Below are 18,686 nucleotides of genomic sequence, written 5' to 3'. Positions count from 1 at the left end.
CTGCGGCGCCCCTTTTTCTATGCGCCGAGCGGCGGCGCCCCGGTACGCGCGACCATCCGCTCGCCATCGATCACGATCGGGCTCGCGAGCCCGTCGACGCTGGCGCCGTCGGGGCGGAAACGCATCCCGCGCGCCTGAATCTGCGGATCGGCAAAAACACCCGCGATATCGTTGATCGGCCCCGCAGGAACGCCTTCGGCCTCGAGCGCCAGCGACAGGCGCTGCGCCTCCCACGTCGCGATCTTCGACGCGAGCAGCGGGATCAGTTCGCCGCGATTCGCAAGCCGCGCCGCGTTGCTTGCAAAGCGCATATCGTCGGCCCAACCCAGTTCGCCCAGGATCATACATAATTTACGAAACTGGCCGTCGTTGCCGACCGCGATCACCAGCTGCCCATCGGCGGTCGCGAACGCCTGATAGGGCACGACATTGGCGTGGCCATTTCCCATCCGCCGCGGCGACACGCCGCTCGCGAGATAATTCGCCGCCTGATTGGCGAGCACCCCGACCTGACAATCGAGCAAAGCCATGTCGATATGCGCGCCGCGCTCTGTGGCGTCACGCCGCCGCAGCGCCGCGAGAATCGCGACCGTCGAATACATTCCGGTGAAAATGTCCGCATAGGCGATTCCAGCCTTTTGCGGCGCGCCATCGGGCTCGCCGGTCAGCGACATCGCGCCGCCCATCGCCTGGATGATGAAATCATAGCCGGCGCGATGCGCATAAGGTCCGGTCTGCCCGAAGCCGGTGATCGAACAGACGATCAGCCGCGGAAAATCGGCGCAGAGCGTCGCAGGATCGAGGCCATATTTGGTAAGCCCGCCGACCTTGTAATTCTCGATCACGACATCAGCGTCGGCGATCAGCGCGCGCGCCTCCGCTTGTCCGTCAGCAGTCGCGATATCGATCGCCACGCCCGTCTTGCCGCGGTTGGTGCTGTGATAATAAGCGGCGCCGAGATTTGCGCCGCTCTCATCCATGATGAAGGGCGGCCCCCATTCGCGCGTGTCGTCGCCGGCGCCCGGCCGTTCGACCTTCACCACCTCGGCGCCGAGGTCGGCGAGCAATTGCCCGCACCACGGCCCCGCGAGCACCCGCGCCAGTTCGACGACGCGGATGCCCTCCAGCGGTTTACGCAAACGCCGAAATTCCGGTGATCGCGCGGCCGAGGATCAGCGCATGGACATCGTGCGTACCCTCATAGGTGTTCACCGTCTCGAGGTTCACCGCGTGGCGGATCACATGATAGTCGGCCGAAATACCGTTGCCGCCGTGCATATCGCGCGCGACGCGGGCGATATCGAGCGCTTTGCCGCAATTGTTGCGCTTGAGCAGGCTGATCGCATCGGGAATCAGGCGCCCTTCGTCGATCAGCCGGCCGACGCGCAATGCGGTCTGGAGCCCCAGCGCGATCTCGGTGAGCATGTTCGCCAGTTTCAATTGCACGATCTGGTTCGCCGCGAGCGGCCGCCCGAACTGCTTGCGCTCGCCGGTGTAATTGCGCGCCGCTTCGTAGCAGAATTCAGCCGCGCCCATCGCACCCCAACCGATGCCGTAACGCGCGCGGTTGAGGCAGCCGAAGGGCCCCTTGAGCCCCGACACATGCGGCAACAGCGCATCCTCGCCGACCTCGACCGAATCCATGACGATTTCGCCCGTAACCGAGGCGCGAAGGCTCACCTTGCCCTCGATCTTCGGCGCCGACAGGCCCTTCATCCCCTTTTCGAGCACGAAGCCGCGAATCGCGCCGTCGTGCGCCTCCGACTTCGCCCACACGACGAAGACGTCGGCGATCGGCGAATTGGTGATCCACATCTTCGCGCCCTTGAGGCGATAGCCGCCCTCGATCTTTTCGGCGCGGGTGCGCATTCCGCCGGGGTCGCTGCCGGCATCGGGTTCGGTGAGGCCAAAGCAGCCGACGAGTTCGCCCGAGGTCAGCCCGGGAAGAAACTTCCGCTTCTGTTCCTCGCTGCCATAGGCGTTAATCGGGTGAATCACGAGCGAGCTCTGCACCGAACAGGCCGAACGATAGCCCGAATCGATCCGCTCGACTTCGCGTGCGATCAGCCCGTAGCTGACGTAATTCAGGCCCGCGCCGCCATATTCGGGGTCGATCGTCGCGCCGAGCAGCCCGAGCGCGCCCATTTCGGACATGATCTCGCGGTCGAACCGTTCATCGAGAAATGCCGAGGTCACACGCGGCAACAGCGCATCGGTCGCGTAAGACCGCGCCGTATCGCGTACCATCCGCTCCTCTTCGCTAAGCTCGGCGTCGAGCTGAAGGGGATCGAGCGGGTCGAGCGCTTCGATGCGCTGCGGATCGGCGAGGGCCATGGAACGGGCTTTCTCTCAAAAGGGCGGGCAGCCCTTATCGGATTGCGCGCTACGGGGTCGGTTCGGCCGTTTTGCGGGCCATCACGGCAGCGGGGCTGTCGCGCGGCTCCAATATCGCGGCCGTCTCGATCAGGTCAAGCGCGCGCCGTGCCTCATGATACCGCCGCGCGTCGATCAGCCACTCGCTCGCGACCTCCGACCCGGGCATCGCCTCGACCTCCGCGATCGCAAGGTCGGCTTGCCCGGCTGCGAGATAGCGCCGGGCGCGATCGAGCCGTTCGGACGCGCGCGGCGACTGGGTTCCCGCAGCGCGCACCACGAACAATTCGCCGAGCTCGCGGCGAAGCCCGGTCCACAAGCTGCCGCCTCCGTCGCCGCCGCGCCCGACAAGCTGCGGCGCCATCGCATCGAGTTCGGCGCGCAGTTGTTCGAGCGTCACCGGTTCGCGCGACGTATCGATGATCGTCTTGACGGCATTCGGCTGGTCGTCGCCGAAGCGCAGCCGCAGCTGCGCGTCGAGATAGCCAAGCGACAGCCCGCGATCGAGCGCGCGGCGAACCGCAAAGGCGACGAGCAGCCCTTCGGCGCGCGATGCGTTGCCCGACGCCGATTCGGCCTCAAGCGTGATCCGCGACAGGCGCTGTTCGAGTTCGGCGACGCGCGCCGCGAGCGCGTTGGCGCCGTCGATCGGCGCGATCATCAGCGGCGGCGCATTGGCCCCGCTTTTTGCGGCGAGCGGATTGGCGGCCCCGGCGGGCGCCGCGATCATTTTCGCCGTGGGTGGTAAATTACTGCCCGTCAGCCACCGATTCACTGCCCATCCGCCGCCGGCGATACCGATCAGGAGCAGCAGGAAGGCACCGATGGCGAGAGCGCGAAACGATGGTCCCCTTTCGGATACCACCTCGTCCGCCGACGAGGACGTGTCGATGCTGTCGATTGCCATGTTTCTCTTTCGAACGACCCTATTTTGCACCCTTGTGCCACAAAGCACGCGCTTGTGCCAATATTGCGACATCGTCGGGATGTCCCGCAACGGCCAGATCACGCCACCCGCCGCCCGCCGCCGCCGCCGCCGCCGGGCTGATCGCGACGAGCGACAGGTGCGCGCGTGCATCGCCGGCCAGCTCCGAAATGCGCTCGGCGGCGCGCGCCGAATGCGCGAGCAGCGTCGCGGGGGCGGCGATCAGCGCGTCCCATCCCGCCGGCACCGGAGCGGGATCGACGGCGTAACAGGGGAGCGCCATGATCGGCGCCCCGCGTGCGTCGAATTCCGACCGGTCGCGGCCGCAAAGCCAAAGAATGGTCCGGATATTTTCTGACGTCATATCGTCAAGAAGCCGCTGCGCGCCCGACGATCCGGTCATCGCCACCGCAAGGCCTGCGGCCTCCGCCGCCCGCGCGGTCGCTCCGCCAACGGCATAGACGGGCAGCGCCGCCAGGTCGGCCAGCCCCCGCCCCGCCAGTCTGGCGGCAAAGGCGCTGGTCAGCAGCAGCGCGTCGAAATCGCCGGGAGCCGGGGGTCGCCAATCGACCGCGCGCGCGGCGAAAAGCGGCATCGCACGAGCGTCGAACCCCATCGCCCTCGCCCGCTCCACCGTCGCTGCGTTGCCCGGCTCTGGCCGCGTAACGATCAGCGGCGGGCCATCGGTCATGCCGCGAACAGCCGCCGGACGCTGTCGGGCGCTTCGTCGAGCAATCGGCGTGCCAACGCCGCCGCGGCCGCATCATCGGTAACGATGGCATGCCCTGCCGCATGGTCGGCGCCATCGTCGGAGAAAATCTCGGCATCGAGGCGCAGCGCGCCGTCCTCCTGCCAGTGCGCATGCGCCGCGACGGGCGAGCGGCAGTCGCCGCCGAGCGCCGCCAGAAACGCGCGCTCGGCGGCGACGGCAAGATGCGTCGGAGCATGATCGATCGCCGACAGCAGCGCACGCGTCGCCGCATCGTCGGCGCGGCATTCGATCCCGATCGCGCCCTGCGACGCCGCTGGAAGCAGCAGCCTCGCTTCCTGTACCAACCCGACGTCGTGCATCCCCAGCCGCTCGAGTCCCGCCGCCGCGAGCAAGGTCGCATCGGCATCGCCCGCCGCAATCTTCGCGAGCCGCGTCGCGACGTTGCCGCGCAGCAGCACCGTTTCGAGGTCGGGGCGGATTCGCTTCACCTGCGCCGCCCGGCGCGGGCTGCTCGTCCCGAGACGCGCCGCCCGCGGCAGGTCGGCGATCGTCGCTGCCGCGATTCCTTCGCGCACGACCAGCCGGTCGCGCGGGTCGGCGCGTTCGAGCATCGCGCCGAGGAAAAAGCGCGCGTCGCGGATCGTTTCGACATCCTTCAACGAATGGACCGCTATATCGATCGCCCCGGTATCGAGCGCGGCATCCAGCTCGCGCGTCCACAGCGCCTTGCCGCCGACCTCGGCGAGCGCGCGGTCCTGGATCTTGTCGCCGGTCGCGGTCATCGGCACGATTTCGAGCGCCGCCATATCGATGCCATGGCTGGCAATCAGCGCCGCAGCCGCCATATGGGCCTGAGCCATCGCGAGCGGCGAGGCCCGGGTGCCGATACGCAGCGGGTTTTCGGGGGTCGGAAGTACATTCATCGTCCCCGCTGCTAGCGCGGCTTGCCCTGCCGATAAAGGGGCGGGTAAAGGAACGCGCAACAATATGCCTCTCATCCTCGGCCTTGAATCGAGCTGCGACGAAACCGCGGCAGCGCTCGTCGACAGCGAACGGCGCATTTTGGCGCACCGCGTCGCGGGACAAGAGGCCGAACACAGCCCCTATGGCGGCGTCGTTCCCGAGATCGCGGCGCGCGCGCACGTCGACCGGCTGGCTCCGATTGTCGAGGGCGTGCTTGCCGACGCGGGCGTGTCGCTTGGCCAAGTCGATGCAATCGCCGCGACCGCCGGACCGGGGCTGATCGGCGGCGTGATGGTCGGGCTCGTCACCGGCAAGGCGCTCGCGCACGCGGCGAACAAGCCGCTGATCGCGGTCAACCATCTCGAAGGCCATGCGCTCAGCCCGCGCCTCGTCGAACCCGGCCTCGCCTTTCCCTATCTGCTGCTGCTCGTCTCGGGCGGTCATTGCCAGTTGCTGCTCGTCAAGGGCGTCGGCGATTACCGCCGCCTCGCGACGACGATCGACGATGCCGCGGGCGAAGCCTTCGACAAGACCGCGAAGCTGCTCGGTCTCGGCTATCCCGGCGGCCCCGCGGTCGAGCGCATCGCGAAAGACGGCAACCGCCAAGCCGTGCCGCTGCCGCGCCCGCTCGTCGGCAGCGCCGAGCCGCATTTCTCCTTCGCCGGCCTTAAGAGCGCGGTCGCACGCGCCGCCGCGTCGGGCGCCCACAGCGTCCCCGACCTCGCTGCCTCGTTCCAGCAGGCGGTCGTCGACTGCCTCGTCGACCGCAGCCGCATCGCGCTCGCCGCCTGCCCCGATGCGACCGCTTTCGTCGTCGCGGGCGGGGTTGCCGCCAATGGCGCGATTCGCGATGCGCTGACCGATCTCGCGGCGCGCTTCAACAAGCCTTTCGTTGCGCCGCCGCTCTGGCTCTGCACCGACAATGGCGCGATGATCGCCTGGGCGGGCGCCGAGCGTTTCGCGGTCGGCCTCACCGACCCGCTCGATACCGCCGCACGCCCGCGCTGGCCGCTCGATCCCGAAGCCGAAGCCGTGCGCGGCGCAGGAGTGAAAGCATGACGTCATATGCCAGGTTCGGCGTGATCGGCGGCGGCGCGTGGGGCACCGCGCTCGCGCAGCTTCTCGCCGCCGATGGCGCGTCCGTTCGTCTGTGGGCGCGCGAGGACGACGTCGTTACGGCGATCAACGCCGAGCACCGCAATCCGGTTTTCCTGCCCGGCGCCGCGCTCTCAACCTCGCTGACCGCGACCCGCAACCTTGCCGACATGGCCGATCTCGACGCGCTGCTCGTCGTCGTCCCCGTGCCTTTCCTGCGCACGGTGCTCGCCGAGCTTCCGCCGGGCGGCGCACCGCTGATCTTTTGTAGCAAGGGCATGGAAGCGGGCAGCTTCGCCTTTCCGATCGACATGGCGCGCGACCTGGCGCCGTCGCGGCCGCATGCCGTGCTCTCCGGGCCAACGTTTGCGCACGAAGTCGCTGCGGGCCTCCCTACCGCGATCACCCTCGCCGCGGCCGACGCCGATCTCGCGGCCGAGATCGCGCAGACACTCGCGCGCCCGCATTTCCGGCCCTATGTGTCGACCGACGTCATCGGCGCCGAGATCGGCGGCGCGGTGAAGAATATCCTCGCGATCGCCTGCGGCATCGTCGACGGCGCCGGGCTCGGGCTCAACGCGCGCGCGGCACTGATCAGTCGTGGCTTTGCCGAAATGACGCGTTTCGGCCTGGCGCGCGGCGCGCAGGCCGAAACGCTCGCGGGGCTTGCGGGGCTCGGCGACCTCGTCCTCACCTGCACCTCGTCGAACTCGCGCAATTTCGCGCTTGGCCAGGGGCTCGGACGCGGCGAGCCGGCCGAAGTGCTGATGGCCGATCGCCGCACCGTAGCCGAGGGTGCGTTCAGCGCGCCGGTGGTCGCCGCCGCGGCGCGCGCCGACGGTATCGATATGCCGATCACCGAAACCGTCGCGCGTCTGGTTGCCGGCGAAACGCGCGTCGGTGACGCCATTCAGGCGTTGCTCAGCCGCCCGCTGCGACCCGAAGGGTGATGAATTGCTTCTCACAATTGCCTGCCTCCCTTCGTCGCGCTAAACTGCACGTCAGGGCAAAGCAGAAGGGGCGCCAGGCTTGAGCCACACGGACAGCGCAGCTGCGCCCCGATCGCCGGACGTTCCTTCGGGGGACGCGGACACGGCCGCGCTCGCCAAGGGCGGACGCACAAATTTCTTCGGCTTCATCCTGCGCCTCGTCGCGCGCCTGCCCTTCCTCTATGTCGCGGGCCGCTGGTACGGGCCCGAGGCGGTCGGGCGTTTCGCCTTTGCAGTGCTCGTCATCGAGCTGGTCGCACAGCTCGCGACGCTCGGCCTCAAGCGCGGCCTCGCCGAACAGCTCAGCGCCCCCGGGGCCGATCAGCGCACCGTCGTATGGGACGGCATGTTCGTCGCCTTTGTCGCGTCGGCGGCCGGGTCGGTGCTGCTGGTGCTGCTGCCGCAACTGATGTTCCCGTCGGGCAGTATCGACAGCACCGATCGCTGGATGGCGCTGCTCGTTTTCGCGATCGCGGGCACCGATATCGCGCTCGCCGCCTGCGCGTATAAATTCGACGTCGGCGCCACCGTTCGCGCCCGCGCGGTGGTCGAGCCGTGGGTGATCAGCATCGCCGCCGCCGGATTCTTCTTCGTATCGAAGCGCGACGGGCTGATGCTCTCCTACGCCGCCGCGATGCTCGGCGCCTTTCTCACCGCACTGATCCCGATGCTGCGTCATTATGGCGGGCCGCGCGGGTGGCAACCGCATCCCGCGCACCTGATCGCAGTTGCGCGGCGCAACGCGCCGCTCGCCGCCGCCGACGCGATCGAATGGGGCACGCGCCGCCTCGACCTCTTTATTCTCGGCCAGTTCACTTCGCCGACGATCTACGGCATCTATTATATGGCGCAGCAGGTCGCCTCGCTGCCGCAAAAGCTCAAGACCAGCTTCGAGCCGATCCTTGGCCCCGTCATCACGCGAAATCTCGCCGAAAAGCGGCTTGCCGCCGTGGCGGCACAGGTCAGCCAAGTCGGTTTCTGGATCATCGCCGCGCAGGCCGGCGTCGCGCTCGCGCTCGGCATTCCGGGCGAAGCGGTGATGGGGCTCGTCGGCCCCGAATTCGTCAGCGGCACCGCCGCGCTCGCCTTCCTGCTGGCCGCCGAGGTGGTCGCCGCAACCGCGGTCGTCAGCGAGGCGGCGCTCGTCTACGTCGCGCGCCACCGCAATTTGCTCATCAGCATCGCGACGCTCGCGCTGCAGGCGGGGCTCAGCGTCGCGCTGATCCTGATCGCGAAATCGATGGGCTTGCCGCCGATCTATTACGCCGGCGCCGTGGCGCTCGCGCTGATGCTCGCACTCGGATTCGCGTCGCTGGTGAAGGCCCGGCTGCTCGCGCGCATCCTCGGCGCGCCGGTGAACAGCCTGCGCTGGGCGCTCGTCTGGGCGACCGCGGGCGCGACCATCCTCGGCTATGGCGCGACGCAGCTTCCCGAATGGGCTGAGCTCTTGATCGGCGTGCCCTTCATCCTCGGCGTCTATGGCTGGCTGATCTGGACGCGCGGCTTCGGCCCGGCGGACCGCGAACTGTTCAGGAAACACCCCGAACCCGCCGCGGTATCCGCCGGCTGATCCTTACTCGACCGCTTTCTGCGCCGCGTCGCCGACATTCTCGGCGGCATCGCCGACCTTTTGCGCCGCTTCAGTGACCGCGCCGCTCTGCGCCTTGTCGTTGGCAAGGAACTGGAAGGCGAAAAAGGCCGCAACCAGAATCGCGACGAGCAAAATCAGCCCCATCCCGAACCCGCCGCCGCGGCGCGGTTCGCGGTCGATGACCGTGGTCGTGTGGGTTGTCCCGTCGGGATCGCGCGTCTCGTGAATTTCGTCGGCCATAAGAATCTCTCCCATGCTGTCTGGCGCATAGGACGCTTCACGGCCGACGAAGGTTCCTAGCCCAGCCGTTCGGCGATCCTGGCCTTGAGGTCGGTCTGCGCGCGCGGGCCGACCTGCGCGATGATCTCGCGTGCGCACACGGCGCCCATCGTCAGGCAATCGGCGATCGGACGGCCCTGCGCCTGCCCCGACAGGAAACCCGCGGCGAACAGGTCGCCCGCCCCGGTGGTGTCGACGACCGTTTCGATCGGCTCGGCGCCGACCTCGGTGCGCTCGCCGCCGGTGATCGCGAGCGCGCCATGCGAGCCACGCGTGACGACGAGCAGCGGCACCTGCGCCGCGACGCTCGCGACGGCGGCTTCGAAATCATCGGTTTCGGCGAGCGCGCAAATCTCGACCTCGTTCGCGAAGAGGATGTCGAACAGCCCCTCGGCGATCAGCTTGCGGAAATCGGCGCCGTGACGGTCGATGATGAACGCGTCGGACAGCGTGAACGCGACCTTGCGTCCCGCCGCGCGCGACACGTCGATCGCGCGCCGCATCGCCGCGCGCGACAGCTCCGGATCCCACAGATAGCCTTCGAGATAGAGGATTTCCGAATCGGCGATCCACGCTTCGTCGATCATCGACTGCTCGAGCAGGTGGCTCGCGCCGAGGAAGGTGTTCATCGTGCGCTGGCCGTCGGGGGTGACGAGGATCAGGCAGCGCGCGGTCGGCGCGCCTTCGCTGAGCGGCGGGGTTTCATAAGCGACGCCGAGCGCGCGCAGGTCGTGCGTGAAAACATGGCCGAGCTGGTCGTCGGCGACCTGGCCGATAAAGCTGCAACGCTGGCCGAGCGCGGCCATTCCCGCCAATGTATTGGCCGCCGAACCGCCCGACATTTCGATTGCGGGTCCCATCGCCGCGTAAAGGCGTTCGGCCTCTTCGGCGTCGATCAGCCGCATCGACCCCTTGGTCAGACCTTCGGCAGTGATCAGCGCATCGTCGGCGCGGGCGATGACGTCGACAATGGCGTTGCCGATGGCGACAACGTCGAAACGGGCGGTGGAGGCCATGAAAAATCCTGTGATGCGTGGAAAAAGCTGCCGCGCGCCTTAGGCGGCGAGGCCGGCCAAGGCAAGCATAACGCTTGACCCGCGCGCGCGCGCCCACCATCCCCGGACCATGGCCCGCGCCGTTCACGCCTTCCTGCTCGCGTTAAGGGACTTGCCGCAGCCCCGCGTGATGCGCGTGCTGGCGCAAAGCCTCGCGCTCACGCTCATGCTCCTCGCCGTCGCGGGCGCAGCGATCTTTTTCGCGACGCGCTGGGCGCTCGCGCACTGGAAATGGCTCGACGAAGCGCAGCTCGACATGGCCGGTATCCTGGTCATCCTTGCCATCATCGCCGGAAGCTGGCTGCTCTTCCGCGCCGTTGCGATCGTCGTCGTCGGCCTTTTCGCCGACGGCATCGTCGCCGATGTCGAGGGGCGCCACTATCCTGCCGCCGCAAGCCAGGCCGTCGATGTCGGCTGGCGTCAGAATATCGGCCTCGCGCTCGCTTCGCTGGTGCGGCTCATCGGCGGCAACCTGCTCGCGCTACCGATCTACATCCTGCTACTCGTCACCGGCATTGGCACGCCGATCTTCGCCCTGCTAGTCAACGCATTGCTGCTAGGCCGCGATCTCGAGGCAATGGTACTCGCGCGCCACTCGGACCAGCCACGGCTCGACCGGCCCGCACGCTGGTCGCTCGGGCTGCTGTCTGCCGCAAGCTTCGTGGTGCCTGTCGCCAATCTGTTGGCGCCGATTCTGAGCGCGGCTATGGCCGTGCACATGCTGCATCTGCGCAATGGGGACCAGAAAAAATGATCGAAAACCGCCGCCTGGCCGCCATTTCTGGCCTAGCCCTGACGCTCGGCGCGTGCGCCGGCCCCGCGATCCCTCGCCCATCGACACCGCTTCCGGCCGCGCCGCCGACTACGGTCGTTAAGCCGGTGCAAAACAACGCCCTGATCGGCAACAGCGCCGATGCGATCGGCCGGATGTTCGGCAAGCCCCACCTCGACGTCACCGAGGGTGCCGGCCGCAAGCTGCAGTTTGCCGGGTCGAACTGCATCCTCGATGTCTATTTCTACGCCCCGCGCGCGGGCGCAAATCCGGTCGCGACGCATGTCGACGCCCGCACGCCCGATGGCCGCAATGCCGAAGTGAACAGCTGCGCGCAGTCGTTTCAGCGCTGACCGGGCGTCATGACGCCAGCTCGGCCAGCGCCCATAGGGCGGCGTCGGCGACCATCGGCGATTCATCCTTCGCCAGTCGTTCGAGCACCGGCACAAAACGGACATCGCCGCTGTTCCCCGCCGCGATCGCCGCATTGCGAACCATGCGCCCGCGCCCGATCCGCTTGATCGGCGACCCCGCGAAGACCTGCCGGAAATCGGCATCGTCGAGCGCAAGCAGGTCGGAAAGCGACGGCGCGGCCAGTTCGGCGCGCGGCAGGAAGGCGCGATGCGCGTGTGCGGTTTCGGCAAATTTGTTCCACGGGCACGCCGCCAGGCAATCGTCGCAGCCATAGATGCGGTTGCCGATCCCGCGCCGCAGCGCGACCGGAATCGGCCCATTATGCTCGATCGTCAGATACGAGATGCAACGCCGCGCATCGAGCCGGTACGGCGCCGGAAATGCCTGTGTCGGGCACGCATCCTGACACGCCGAGCAGCTGCCGCACGTATCGCGGCCGGGCTTCGACGGGTCCAACTCTAGTGTCGTGTAAATCGCGCCAAGGAACAGCCAGCTGCCATGATCGCGGCTGACGAGATTGGTGTGCTTGCCCTGCCAGCCAAGCCCCGCTGCCGCCGAAAGCGGCTTTTCCATCACCGGCGCGGTGTCGACGAACACCTTGACCTCGGCGTCCTTCACCTCCGCCACCAGCCAGCGCGCGACCGCCTTGAGCGCCTTTTTGACGACGTCATGATAGTCGCCGCCCTGCGCATAGACCGAGATGCGCCCGCGATCCGGCTGATCGGCGAGCGCGAGCGGATCGAGCGCCGGGGCATAGCTCATACCAAGCGCAATCACCGATTTGACCTCGGGCCACAGCCCCTTGGGCGATCCGCGTTGCGCGGCGCGGCTTTCCATCCAGATCATATCGCCGTGGCGCCCCTCGGCGAGCCATTGGTCGAGCCGCGCCGCGGTCTGCGGTGCCGCCTCGGCATGCGCGATCCCGAACGCCGCGAAACCATGCGCGCGCGCGACGGCTTCGAGCCGGTCTTCGAGGGGAGGCGTTCCAAGAGGCAAGGCTTCGGCAACCATTGCCGCTCTATACGCGAGCGGCCTCGCCGTGCCATAGCTTGGTGAGCCAAGATTGGGGACCCGGGTTTGAGCGATTTCAGCGTCGAGGCGAATGGCCTCACCAAATATTTCGGCAATTACAAAGCGGTCGATCATGTGTCCCTCGCCGTGCCGACGGGCAGCATCTATGGCGTGCTTGGTCCCAATGGCGCGGGCAAGACGACGAGCCTGCGCATGACGCTCGGCATCATCGACCCCGATGAGGGGTCGAGCCGCCTCTTTGGCGGGCAGCGGCCGCAGTCGGTGCGCCACCGAATCGGCTATCTTCCCGAGGAACGCGGGCTGTACCCGGGGATGAAAGCGCGCGAGGCGATCGCCTTCATGGGCGCGCTGCGCGGGCTCGACTGGTCCGAGGGGCGTCGCCGCGCCGCGGGCTTCATGACCGAACTCGGGCTCGAACGCGTGATCGACGAAAAGATCCGCAAAATGTCGAAAGGCATGGCGCAGATGATCCAGCTGATCGGCTCGATCGTCCACGCCCCCGACCTCATCGTGCTCGACGAACCTTTCTCGGGGCTCGATCCGGTCAACCAGGAACGGCTCGAAATGCTCGTGCGCCGCGAGCGCGACCGTGGCGCGACGATTCTTTTTTCGACGCATGTCATGGCGCATGCCGAACGTCTCTGCGACCGCATCGCCATCATCGCGCGCTCGGCGCGCCGGTTCGAGGGCACCGTCGACGAAGCGCGCGCACTTCTCCCGATGCAGGTTCGCTACACGCCGCGAACCGCAGGCGATTCCGCCGCGGTTGCCGCAAATCTCCCGGCGGGCGCTGAACTCCGCGGCGACGCGTGGCATTTCGCGATTCAGGACGCCGATGTCGAACCGTTGCTCGCGCGCATTACCGCGAGCGGTCATGGCGTCACCGGCCTGTCGATCAGCCGACCTGCGCTCCACGACGCCTTTGTCCATATCGTCCGCCAGGTCGACGCGGGGTTCGACGCCGACGCGACCGAGGATGCCGTAGAGGAGGCCAGCGCATGACTCCCTTCATTCGCAGCATGTTCGTCGTTGCGCGGCGCGACTTTCTCGCGATCGTCGCGACCCCGACCTTTCTTCTCTTCCTGCTCGCGCCTTTATTCATGGTCGCGATGGGGCTCGCCGGCGGCGTCGGGGCGTCGCAGCTTGCCGACAGCGCGCGCGGCGCCGGCCGCATCGTCGTCGTCGCCGATCCGGCAGATATCGAGGCGCTTCGGGCCTCCGATCAGCGACTCCGGGCTGGAATGATCCGCGAACCCGCACCGCTCGATATCCGGATCGCCGGCCCTGCCAACGGCGATCCCGTTGCGATCGCACGCGAAAAGGGCAGCGACACCTATGCCGTCATGAGCGGTCCCCTGGCCGCCCCCCGCATCGTCGAGCGCGAAAAGGAGAGCAGCGCGGGCCGCTATCTTGCGCTGCTTGCGGGCGATGTGCTGCGCGCGCGCGCCGCCGGGCCGATGTCATCCATCACACCCGAATTCGAAGCGCTATCGAGCGGCGGCACCAGCATCGCGGTGCAACAGTCGCTCGGATTCGGCGCGGTCTTCATCATCTTCCTCCTGACCTTGCTGCTGGCGGGCCAGACGGTAAGCTCGCTCGCCGAGGAAAAGGGCAACAAGGTCATCGAGATCCTCGCCGCCGCGGTGCCGCTCGAAAGCGTCTTTCTCGGCAAGCTGCTCGGCATGCTCGGCGTTGCCGTGCTCTTTATCGCCTTCTGGATGATCGTCGCGATGGGGGGCGGGCTGATCGCCGCGACGCAGGTCGACCCCGCCGCGATCGCGGCCGCAGGCAAGGCCGGCAAGGCGACCGCCGCGCTCGCCTCGATGCCCGCGACGGGCTGGGCCTTCTTTCTCGGTATCGGCTTTGCCTATTTCATCCTGTCCTTCCTCCTGCTCGGCGCGGTCTTCCTCGGCGTCGGCGCGCAGGCGGGATCGGTCCGCGAAATCCAGATGCTCAGCCTGCCGATCACCATCTTCCAGGTCGGCATGTTCAGCCTGTCGGCCGGCGCAGCGAGCGCACCCGGCAGCGGCCTCGCGCATTTCGCCCAGATCTTCCCCTTCTCCTCGCCACTCGCGATGGCGGCGCGCGCGGCGACCGACGATGCGAAAGCGATCCATTTGCTCGCGCTCGGCTGGCAGGCGATCTGGGTCGCACTCGTCATCTTCCTGTCGGTGCGCTTGTTCCGGTCGGGCGTGCTCAGCGGCGGCAGCGGCTGGAAATTCTGGCAACGGACAAGGGGTGCGGGCGCCGCCGCGACGCTGACGGAGAGCGGTTCGCCCCTGTCTCATTGACAAAGCTGTTAGCAGTGGCATTCTGCAACTGATTTTGCTGACGGCGGCAAGCGTCGCGGCGAGTCCCTTGCAAAGAGAGGATGCCCCCCGATGGCGACTGCAGCGAAGCCCCAGCCTGTCACCCCCCAGCCTGTCACCCACGCCTATGACATGAGCCCAGCCGTGATCTATTCGGAAGATCGCTGGCAAGAGCCCTTCGCCGAACTGCGCAAATTGGGCGGCATCGTGAAGTGCGAGGACAGCGTCCACGGGCCCTACTGGAACATCGCGAGTCATCAGGCGATCCAGCATGTCGAGGCGCTGCCCGACATCTATTCCTCGTCATGGGAATATGGGGGGATCACGATCCTCGAACGCGACGAGGACGAGGATTTTAAGCTGCCGATGTTCATTGCGATGGACCGGCCGCAGCACACCGACCAGCGCCGCACCGTCGCCCCCGCCTTCACCCCCGCCGAAATGACGCGCCTGTCGGAAGACATCCGGAACCGCACCGGCGAAGTGCTCGACGGCCTGCCGTGGGGCGAGACGTTCGACTGGGTCGACCGCGTCTCGATGGAACTGACGACGCAGATGCTCGCGATCCTGTTCGATTTCCCGTGGGAAGACCGGCGCAAATTGAGCGAATGGTCTGACTGGATGGGCGACGTCGAACTCGCGCAGAAACCTGAGCTCAAGGAACAGCGCCGCGCGGTGCTCGAGGAGGCCTTCGTCTATTTCCAGCGGCTGTGGATGGAAAAGCTCGACCAGCCACCCACCCCCGACCTGCTCTCGATGATGCTGCGCAGCGAAGCGATGAGCCACATGGACAAATATGAGTTCATCGGGAACCTCGTGCTGCTGATCGTCGGCGGCAACGACACGACGCGCAACACGATGTCGGGGCTCGCCTACGGCCTCGACCAGTTTCCCGAGCAGCGCGCGAAGCTCGAGGCCGATCCGGCGCTCATTCCCAATGCGGTGAGCGAGATCATCCGCTGGCAGACACCGCTCGCGCATATGCGCCGCACCGCGCTCGCCGATGCCGAGCTGTTTGGGCACAAGATCGCCAAGGGCGACAAGCTGATCCTCTGGTATCTGTCGGCGAACCGCGACGAAAGCGTGTTCAGCGACGCCGACGATATCGACCTGACGCGCGAAAATGCGCGGCGTCACCTGTCCTTCGGTTACGGTGTCCACCGCTGCGTCGGCGCACGCCTCGCCGAACTGCAATTGCGCATCCTGCTCGAGGAAATGGCGGCGCGGCGCATGCGCGTCACCGTGACGGGCACCCCCGAGCGCGTCCACGCCTGCTTCGTCCACGGTTTCCGGTCGATCCCGGCCCAGATCGAAAAATATTGACGTAGGCGTGTAACCCTTTGTTCAAAGCGTACGTATCGAAGACATGATCGAACGTCGTTTCATTCTCGGCGGACTCGCGCTCGGCGGCGCCATCATCGGCGCGCCGATGCTCTTCGCCAAATCGGCACGCCCCAAAGCGCTGCCCGGCTGGCAGCTGTCCGACACAGAATGGAAAAAGCGCCTGTCACCGCTGCAATATCGCGTGCTGCGCGAAGCGGCGACCGAACGCCCCTTCACCAGCCCGCTCGACAAGGAAAAGCGCTTCGGCACCTTCGCCTGCGCCGGCTGCGCCTTGCCGCTTTATTCGAGCAGGACCAAGTTCGACAGCGGCACCGGCTGGCCCAGCTTCTGGGCCCCGCTGAAGGGCGGCATCGCCACCGCGACCGACCATGAGCTCGGCTATGCGCGCACCGAAGTACATTGCAAACGCTGCGGCGGGCATCTCGGCCATGTCTTCAACGACGGGCCGCGGCCGACGGGCAAACGCTATTGCATGAATGGCGCGGCGCTGACCTTCCGCCCCGCCTGACGCCTTTTATTCGGGCTTCACCCGCCACACCGACAGCCCGGCGCGAGACCCGATCGGCACTGCTTCGAGCCACGCCGGCGGCGTTCCGGCGTAAAGCTGCGCCGCGAGCGCATCTTTACGCGCGCGGCGATATTGGGAGAAATCATTGGCGGTGCGGCAAAACATGATCAGGGTGGTCGCCTGCTTGCGGACCAGCGCCTCAGCATGTCCGGGGTCGCCGGAAAAGACGCGAATCGAGTCCGCCATCGCCTCCTTGTTGCGATGATGGGGCGTCGCGACCAGGCTGTGGCGCGTCCAGAAAATCACCGGCGCGCCCAGATCGATCGGGGTCAGGATCGTCATCGTCGGCAGACGGTTCAGGTCGGCGATCGCCGCAGGATCGAGGCAGTCCTCCTGATAGGGATTTGCCGCGGCGACCTCTTCGATGGCCTTGTCCTCTTCGGCGTTCAGCGACGGGACCACCAGGCCGAGCACGGCCGCCGCCGCCATGCTGCCGAACAGCGGCAGCGTCAGCGCGGCGGCAGCCGACGCGAGGATACGCAGCAAGGTCGAAGGAATCGTCCGCGCCCACGCCCAGGCGCGCAGGCCGAGCCACGCACAGCCGGGCAAGGCGAAGACGTGCGCGGTCGAAACGCTGCGCAGGACGAGCAGCGACAGCGCCGCCGCCCCGATCAGCGCCACGATGATCGTCGCCCAATTCCGGCGATCGGTGGCCGCCGAGCAACCCCGCCACGCGAGCAATGACCCGGCGAGACCGATCAGCGATGGCACGAGCACATGGATCGCACTGGACGGCGGCGACATCCACAGGGGCTGGCCCTCGAGCACATTAAGATACCAATATTGCACGACGATCGGATCGAGCGCGGCAAAGGGGCCGTTCGCGCATTGCGGTTCGGTCCACACCAGCGCCCCCGCCGCCGACAGACCAGCCAGCCCCAGCAGCAGGAGGCGAGCCCACGGCTGGTCCGGGTTGGCCCGCGCGGCCGCGAAAGTCACCGCAGCAGCGGCGATGAACGCCGCCATATAGGGCGCCGAAAGCGAATCGCACCAGTTGCCGAGCAGCCCCTCGGGGCCGCGCGTCGCAAACTGGAGCAGCAGCGCGCCGCCCGCGAGCGCGCCCATATAACCGCACAGCCGGGCGCGATCCTCGGCGCGTCCGTGCAGCGCCCAGCGCAGCGCGGCAAGGCCGGCGAACAGCGCGACGATCGGCAGCCCTTCGATCGATATTGCGAGCAGCGCCGCGGCGAACAATCCGCCGAGCAGGCCCGCCTGCCAGCTCGCGGGCCGAAGCGCCTGCGCCATGATCAGCATTGCGAGGAAAATCTGCCAGCCGTGATGATCGACCCGAAGCGGGCGGAACTGCACCAATATATAGCCCGACATGATCAGGAAGAGCGGCACGGCATAGGCGATCCGCCGGTCGGACAAACCCCGATAGCCGAGCACGCAGGCGACACTGAGCGCCGCGCCGAGCATCGGCGGCCACAAGGTCATCACGATCCGTTCGGCCATCGTCTGCCCGAACAGCGGTTTCAGCAACAAGATACCCGCGGCGAGTGGCGCATCGACGATGCGTGACCAGTGCATCAGCACCCCGCCACCCGCCGGATTGACGCGATATTGCGAAAGGTCCCACCAGCCTTGCCCGGCGAGGAGGTCGCGGACCTGCGCCATGCGCATCGCATCGTCGGTATCCGATAGATCGAGCGCACCGATCGCCTGCCATTTCGCGACGATAGCGACCAGGCTCATCAGCCCCCAGATGATCAGCGAGATCCGCACCGGCGTGAACCATGGGCCCAGCACGATGCCGCCGGATTCCGGCGCGCGAACCGACGGCTCTGCGCCCGCGGGAAGCGCGGACGCGTCGTTCATGCCGCCGCAGTCCGGAACACGATATGGCGGCGCAGCAAATAGGTCGTCTGGAAGCTGACGACGATCGCCGCGAGCTTTGCGAGGCGCGGATCGAGGCCGAGCGCGCTGCCGCCGCCGACGATCGCCGTCGTGACAGCAAGACCGACGAGCGCCGACCCGACAAAGAGCAGTTTCTGACGATGGCGTTCACCGGTGCCGCGTGCGGCGGCGCCGTCGGCAAAGACGAGCCGGCTCGACACGATCCAGTGCACGAGAATCCCGGCGCAATAGCCCGTCGCCGACGCCGTCACCGGCGATAGCCCGGCGTCGAGCAGCAGCAGGAAAAGCCCCGCATCGCTGCCAAGCGCGAGCACGCTCGCGAGCAGATAGTTCAGCCAGCGAATCTCGCCGCGCCGCACCACCGCGATCAATTTGGTCACGGGCAACATGATGCCGATCCCCCGGCCA

The 18,686-nt window shown here is 67.3% G+C and carries 19 protein-coding genes; 9 read left to right on the top strand and 10 right to left on the bottom strand.

Going from position 1 to position 18,686, the window contains the following annotated elements; all coding sequences use genetic code 11:
- Window positions 1–17 precede the first annotated feature (17 nt).
- The 5 genes from ASD73_RS15100 to hemC are packed head-to-tail and all read right to left on the bottom strand — an operon-like array spanning window position 18 to window position 4,933.
- Complete coding sequence (locus ASD73_RS15100; protein WP_056373177.1) at window positions 18–1,139, bottom strand: CaiB/BaiF CoA transferase family protein; 1,122 nt, start codon at window positions 1,137–1,139, stop codon at window positions 18–20.
- Window positions 1,132–2,334, bottom strand: coding sequence for an acyl-CoA dehydrogenase (locus tag ASD73_RS15095; protein ID WP_056373176.1), 1,203 nt, complete (start codon window positions 2,332–2,334; stop codon window positions 1,132–1,134). Before ASD73_RS15095 ends, ASD73_RS15100 begins: the two co-directional genes overlap by 8 nt.
- A gap of 49 nt (window positions 2,335–2,383) precedes the next feature.
- Complete coding sequence (locus ASD73_RS15090) at window positions 2,384–3,280, bottom strand: mitofilin family membrane protein (RefSeq protein ID WP_056373175.1); 897 nt, start codon at window positions 3,278–3,280, stop codon at window positions 2,384–2,386.
- A gap of 19 nt (window positions 3,281–3,299) precedes the next feature.
- On the bottom strand, window positions 3,300–3,989 hold the full coding sequence (locus ASD73_RS15085) for a uroporphyrinogen-III synthase (protein ID WP_056373174.1): 690 nt from the start codon (window positions 3,987–3,989) through the stop codon (window positions 3,300–3,302).
- Window positions 3,986–4,933, bottom strand: coding sequence for a hydroxymethylbilane synthase (gene hemC, locus ASD73_RS15080; protein ID WP_056373173.1), 948 nt, complete (start codon window positions 4,931–4,933; stop codon window positions 3,986–3,988). The genes ASD73_RS15085 and hemC overlap by 4 nt, the downstream gene beginning before the upstream one ends.
- Window positions 4,934–4,997: 64 nt before the next feature.
- On the opposite strand from hemC, the gene tsaD reads away from it, so the two are divergent.
- The 3 genes from tsaD (at window position 4,998) to ASD73_RS15065 (ending at window position 8,627) form a co-directional block, all read left to right on the top strand.
- Window positions 4,998–6,032: a tRNA (adenosine(37)-N6)-threonylcarbamoyltransferase complex transferase subunit TsaD gene (gene tsaD, locus ASD73_RS15075; protein WP_056373172.1), complete on the top strand. Its 1,035-nt coding sequence runs from the start codon at window positions 4,998–5,000 to the stop codon at window positions 6,030–6,032.
- Window positions 6,029–7,018 carry an NAD(P)H-dependent glycerol-3-phosphate dehydrogenase gene (locus tag ASD73_RS15070; RefSeq protein ID WP_056373171.1) on the top strand — a complete coding sequence of 330 codons (990 nt, stop codon included), beginning with the start codon at window positions 6,029–6,031 and terminating at the stop codon, window positions 7,016–7,018. Before tsaD ends, ASD73_RS15070 begins: the two co-directional genes overlap by 4 nt.
- A gap of 79 nt (window positions 7,019–7,097) precedes the next feature.
- Window positions 7,098–8,627: a lipopolysaccharide biosynthesis protein gene (locus ASD73_RS15065; RefSeq protein WP_056373170.1), complete on the top strand. Its 1,530-nt coding sequence runs from the start codon at window positions 7,098–7,100 to the stop codon at window positions 8,625–8,627.
- 3 nt (window positions 8,628–8,630) lie between these two features.
- Here ASD73_RS15065 and ASD73_RS15060 read toward each other — a convergent pair whose 3' ends face one another.
- Both ASD73_RS15060 and ASD73_RS15055 read right to left on the bottom strand, forming a co-directional pair.
- Complete coding sequence (locus tag ASD73_RS15060) at window positions 8,631–8,888, bottom strand: hypothetical protein (RefSeq protein WP_056373169.1); 258 nt, start codon at window positions 8,886–8,888, stop codon at window positions 8,631–8,633.
- Between the two features lie 56 nt (window positions 8,889–8,944).
- Window positions 8,945–9,943 carry an adenosine kinase gene (locus tag ASD73_RS15055; protein ID WP_056373168.1) on the bottom strand — a complete coding sequence of 333 codons (999 nt, stop codon included), beginning with the start codon at window positions 9,941–9,943 and terminating at the stop codon, window positions 8,945–8,947.
- A 109-nt stretch (window positions 9,944–10,052) separates the two neighbouring features.
- On the opposite strand from ASD73_RS15055, the gene ASD73_RS15050 reads away from it, so the two are divergent.
- On the top strand, window positions 10,053–10,736 hold the full coding sequence (locus ASD73_RS15050) for an EI24 domain-containing protein (RefSeq protein WP_056373167.1): 684 nt from the start codon (window positions 10,053–10,055) through the stop codon (window positions 10,734–10,736).
- A complete protein-coding gene (locus ASD73_RS15045) occupies window positions 10,733–11,107 on the top strand; it encodes a hypothetical protein (RefSeq protein WP_056373166.1) in 375 nt (124 codons plus the stop codon). Before ASD73_RS15050 ends, ASD73_RS15045 begins: the two co-directional genes overlap by 4 nt.
- Window positions 11,108–11,114: 7 nt before the next feature.
- Here ASD73_RS15045 and queG read toward each other — a convergent pair whose 3' ends face one another.
- On the bottom strand, window positions 11,115–12,179 hold the full coding sequence (gene queG / locus ASD73_RS15040) for a tRNA epoxyqueuosine(34) reductase QueG (protein WP_056373165.1): 1,065 nt from the start codon (window positions 12,177–12,179) through the stop codon (window positions 11,115–11,117).
- Window positions 12,180–12,245: 66 nt separating this feature from the next.
- On the opposite strand from queG, the gene ASD73_RS15035 reads away from it, so the two are divergent.
- From ASD73_RS15035 to msrB, 4 genes are all read left to right on the top strand, one after another.
- Window positions 12,246–13,202 (top strand): ABC transporter ATP-binding protein, encoded by a 957-nt coding sequence (locus ASD73_RS15035; protein WP_082521565.1) that lies wholly within the window; start codon window positions 12,246–12,248, stop codon window positions 13,200–13,202.
- On the top strand, window positions 13,199–14,491 hold the full coding sequence (locus tag ASD73_RS15030; protein ID WP_056373163.1) for an ABC transporter permease: 1,293 nt from the start codon (window positions 13,199–13,201) through the stop codon (window positions 14,489–14,491). The genes ASD73_RS15035 and ASD73_RS15030 overlap by 4 nt, the downstream gene beginning before the upstream one ends.
- 90 nt (window positions 14,492–14,581) lie before the next feature.
- The gene (locus ASD73_RS15025; RefSeq protein ID WP_056373162.1) at window positions 14,582–15,832 is read left to right on the top strand and encodes a cytochrome P450; all 1,251 of its coding nucleotides are present in this window, start codon (window positions 14,582–14,584) and stop codon (window positions 15,830–15,832) included.
- Window positions 15,833–15,875: 43 nt separating this feature from the next.
- Entirely contained in the window at window positions 15,876–16,361 is a 486-nt protein-coding gene (msrB, locus tag ASD73_RS15020) for a peptide-methionine (R)-S-oxide reductase MsrB (protein ID WP_082521564.1), read from the top strand.
- Window positions 16,362–16,367: 6 nt separating this feature from the next.
- On the opposite strand, the gene ASD73_RS15015 is transcribed toward msrB, so the two are convergent.
- The gene (locus ASD73_RS15015; protein ID WP_056373161.1) at window positions 16,368–18,239 is read right to left on the bottom strand and encodes a hypothetical protein; all 1,872 of its coding nucleotides are present in this window, start codon (window positions 18,237–18,239) and stop codon (window positions 16,368–16,370) included.
- A complete protein-coding gene (locus ASD73_RS15010) occupies window positions 18,236–18,667 on the bottom strand; it encodes a GtrA family protein (protein ID WP_056373160.1) in 432 nt (143 codons plus the stop codon). Before ASD73_RS15010 ends, ASD73_RS15015 begins: the two co-directional genes overlap by 4 nt.
- Window positions 18,668–18,686 lie beyond the last annotated feature (19 nt).

The sequence above is a fragment of the Sphingopyxis sp. Root154 genome (genome assembly GCF_001427105.1).
Classification (GTDB): Bacteria; Pseudomonadota; Alphaproteobacteria; order Sphingomonadales; family Sphingomonadaceae; genus Sphingopyxis.
Note: the sequence above shows the minus strand (reverse complement) of the source record. Positions and strands in the feature narration are given on the sequence as shown.

What these genes read in the sequence shown, in the direction of transcription:
- ASD73_RS15050 (WP_056373167.1), top strand. Translation starts at nt 10,053, where the DNA reads ATGGCCCGCGCCGTTCACGCCTTCCTGCTCGCGTTAAGGGACTTGCCG.
- ASD73_RS15010 (WP_056373160.1), bottom strand. Translation starts at nt 18,667, where the DNA reads ATGTTGCCCGTGACCAAATTGATCGCGGTGGTGCGGCGCGGCGAGATT.
- ASD73_RS15095 (WP_056373176.1), bottom strand. Translation starts at nt 2,334, where the DNA reads ATGGCCCTCGCCGATCCGCAGCGCATCGAAGCGCTCGACCCGCTCGAT.
- ASD73_RS15060 (WP_056373169.1), bottom strand. Translation starts at nt 8,888, where the DNA reads ATGGCCGACGAAATTCACGAGACGCGCGATCCCGACGGGACAACCCAC.
- ASD73_RS15085 (WP_056373174.1), bottom strand. Translation starts at nt 3,989, where the DNA reads ATGACCGATGGCCCGCCGCTGATCGTTACGCGGCCAGAGCCGGGCAAC.
- hemC (WP_056373173.1), bottom strand. Translation starts at nt 4,933, where the DNA reads ATGAATGTACTTCCGACCCCCGAAAACCCGCTGCGTATCGGCACCCGG.
- msrB (WP_082521564.1), top strand. Translation starts at nt 15,876, where the DNA reads ATGATCGAACGTCGTTTCATTCTCGGCGGACTCGCGCTCGGCGGCGCC.
- ASD73_RS15055 (WP_056373168.1), bottom strand. Translation starts at nt 9,943, where the DNA reads ATGGCCTCCACCGCCCGTTTCGACGTTGTCGCCATCGGCAACGCCATT.
- ASD73_RS15090 (WP_056373175.1), bottom strand. Translation starts at nt 3,280, where the DNA reads ATGGCAATCGACAGCATCGACACGTCCTCGTCGGCGGACGAGGTGGTA.
- ASD73_RS15025 (WP_056373162.1), top strand. Translation starts at nt 14,582, where the DNA reads ATGGCGACTGCAGCGAAGCCCCAGCCTGTCACCCCCCAGCCTGTCACC.
- ASD73_RS15070 (WP_056373171.1), top strand. Translation starts at nt 6,029, where the DNA reads ATGACGTCATATGCCAGGTTCGGCGTGATCGGCGGCGGCGCGTGGGGC.
- ASD73_RS15015 (WP_056373161.1), bottom strand. Translation starts at nt 18,239, where the DNA reads ATGAACGACGCGTCCGCGCTTCCCGCGGGCGCAGAGCCGTCGGTTCGC.
- ASD73_RS15030 (WP_056373163.1), top strand. Translation starts at nt 13,199, where the DNA reads ATGACTCCCTTCATTCGCAGCATGTTCGTCGTTGCGCGGCGCGACTTT.
- queG (WP_056373165.1), bottom strand. Translation starts at nt 12,179, where the DNA reads ATGGTTGCCGAAGCCTTGCCTCTTGGAACGCCTCCCCTCGAAGACCGG.
- ASD73_RS15045 (WP_056373166.1), top strand. Translation starts at nt 10,733, where the DNA reads ATGATCGAAAACCGCCGCCTGGCCGCCATTTCTGGCCTAGCCCTGACG.
- tsaD (WP_056373172.1), top strand. Translation starts at nt 4,998, where the DNA reads ATGCCTCTCATCCTCGGCCTTGAATCGAGCTGCGACGAAACCGCGGCA.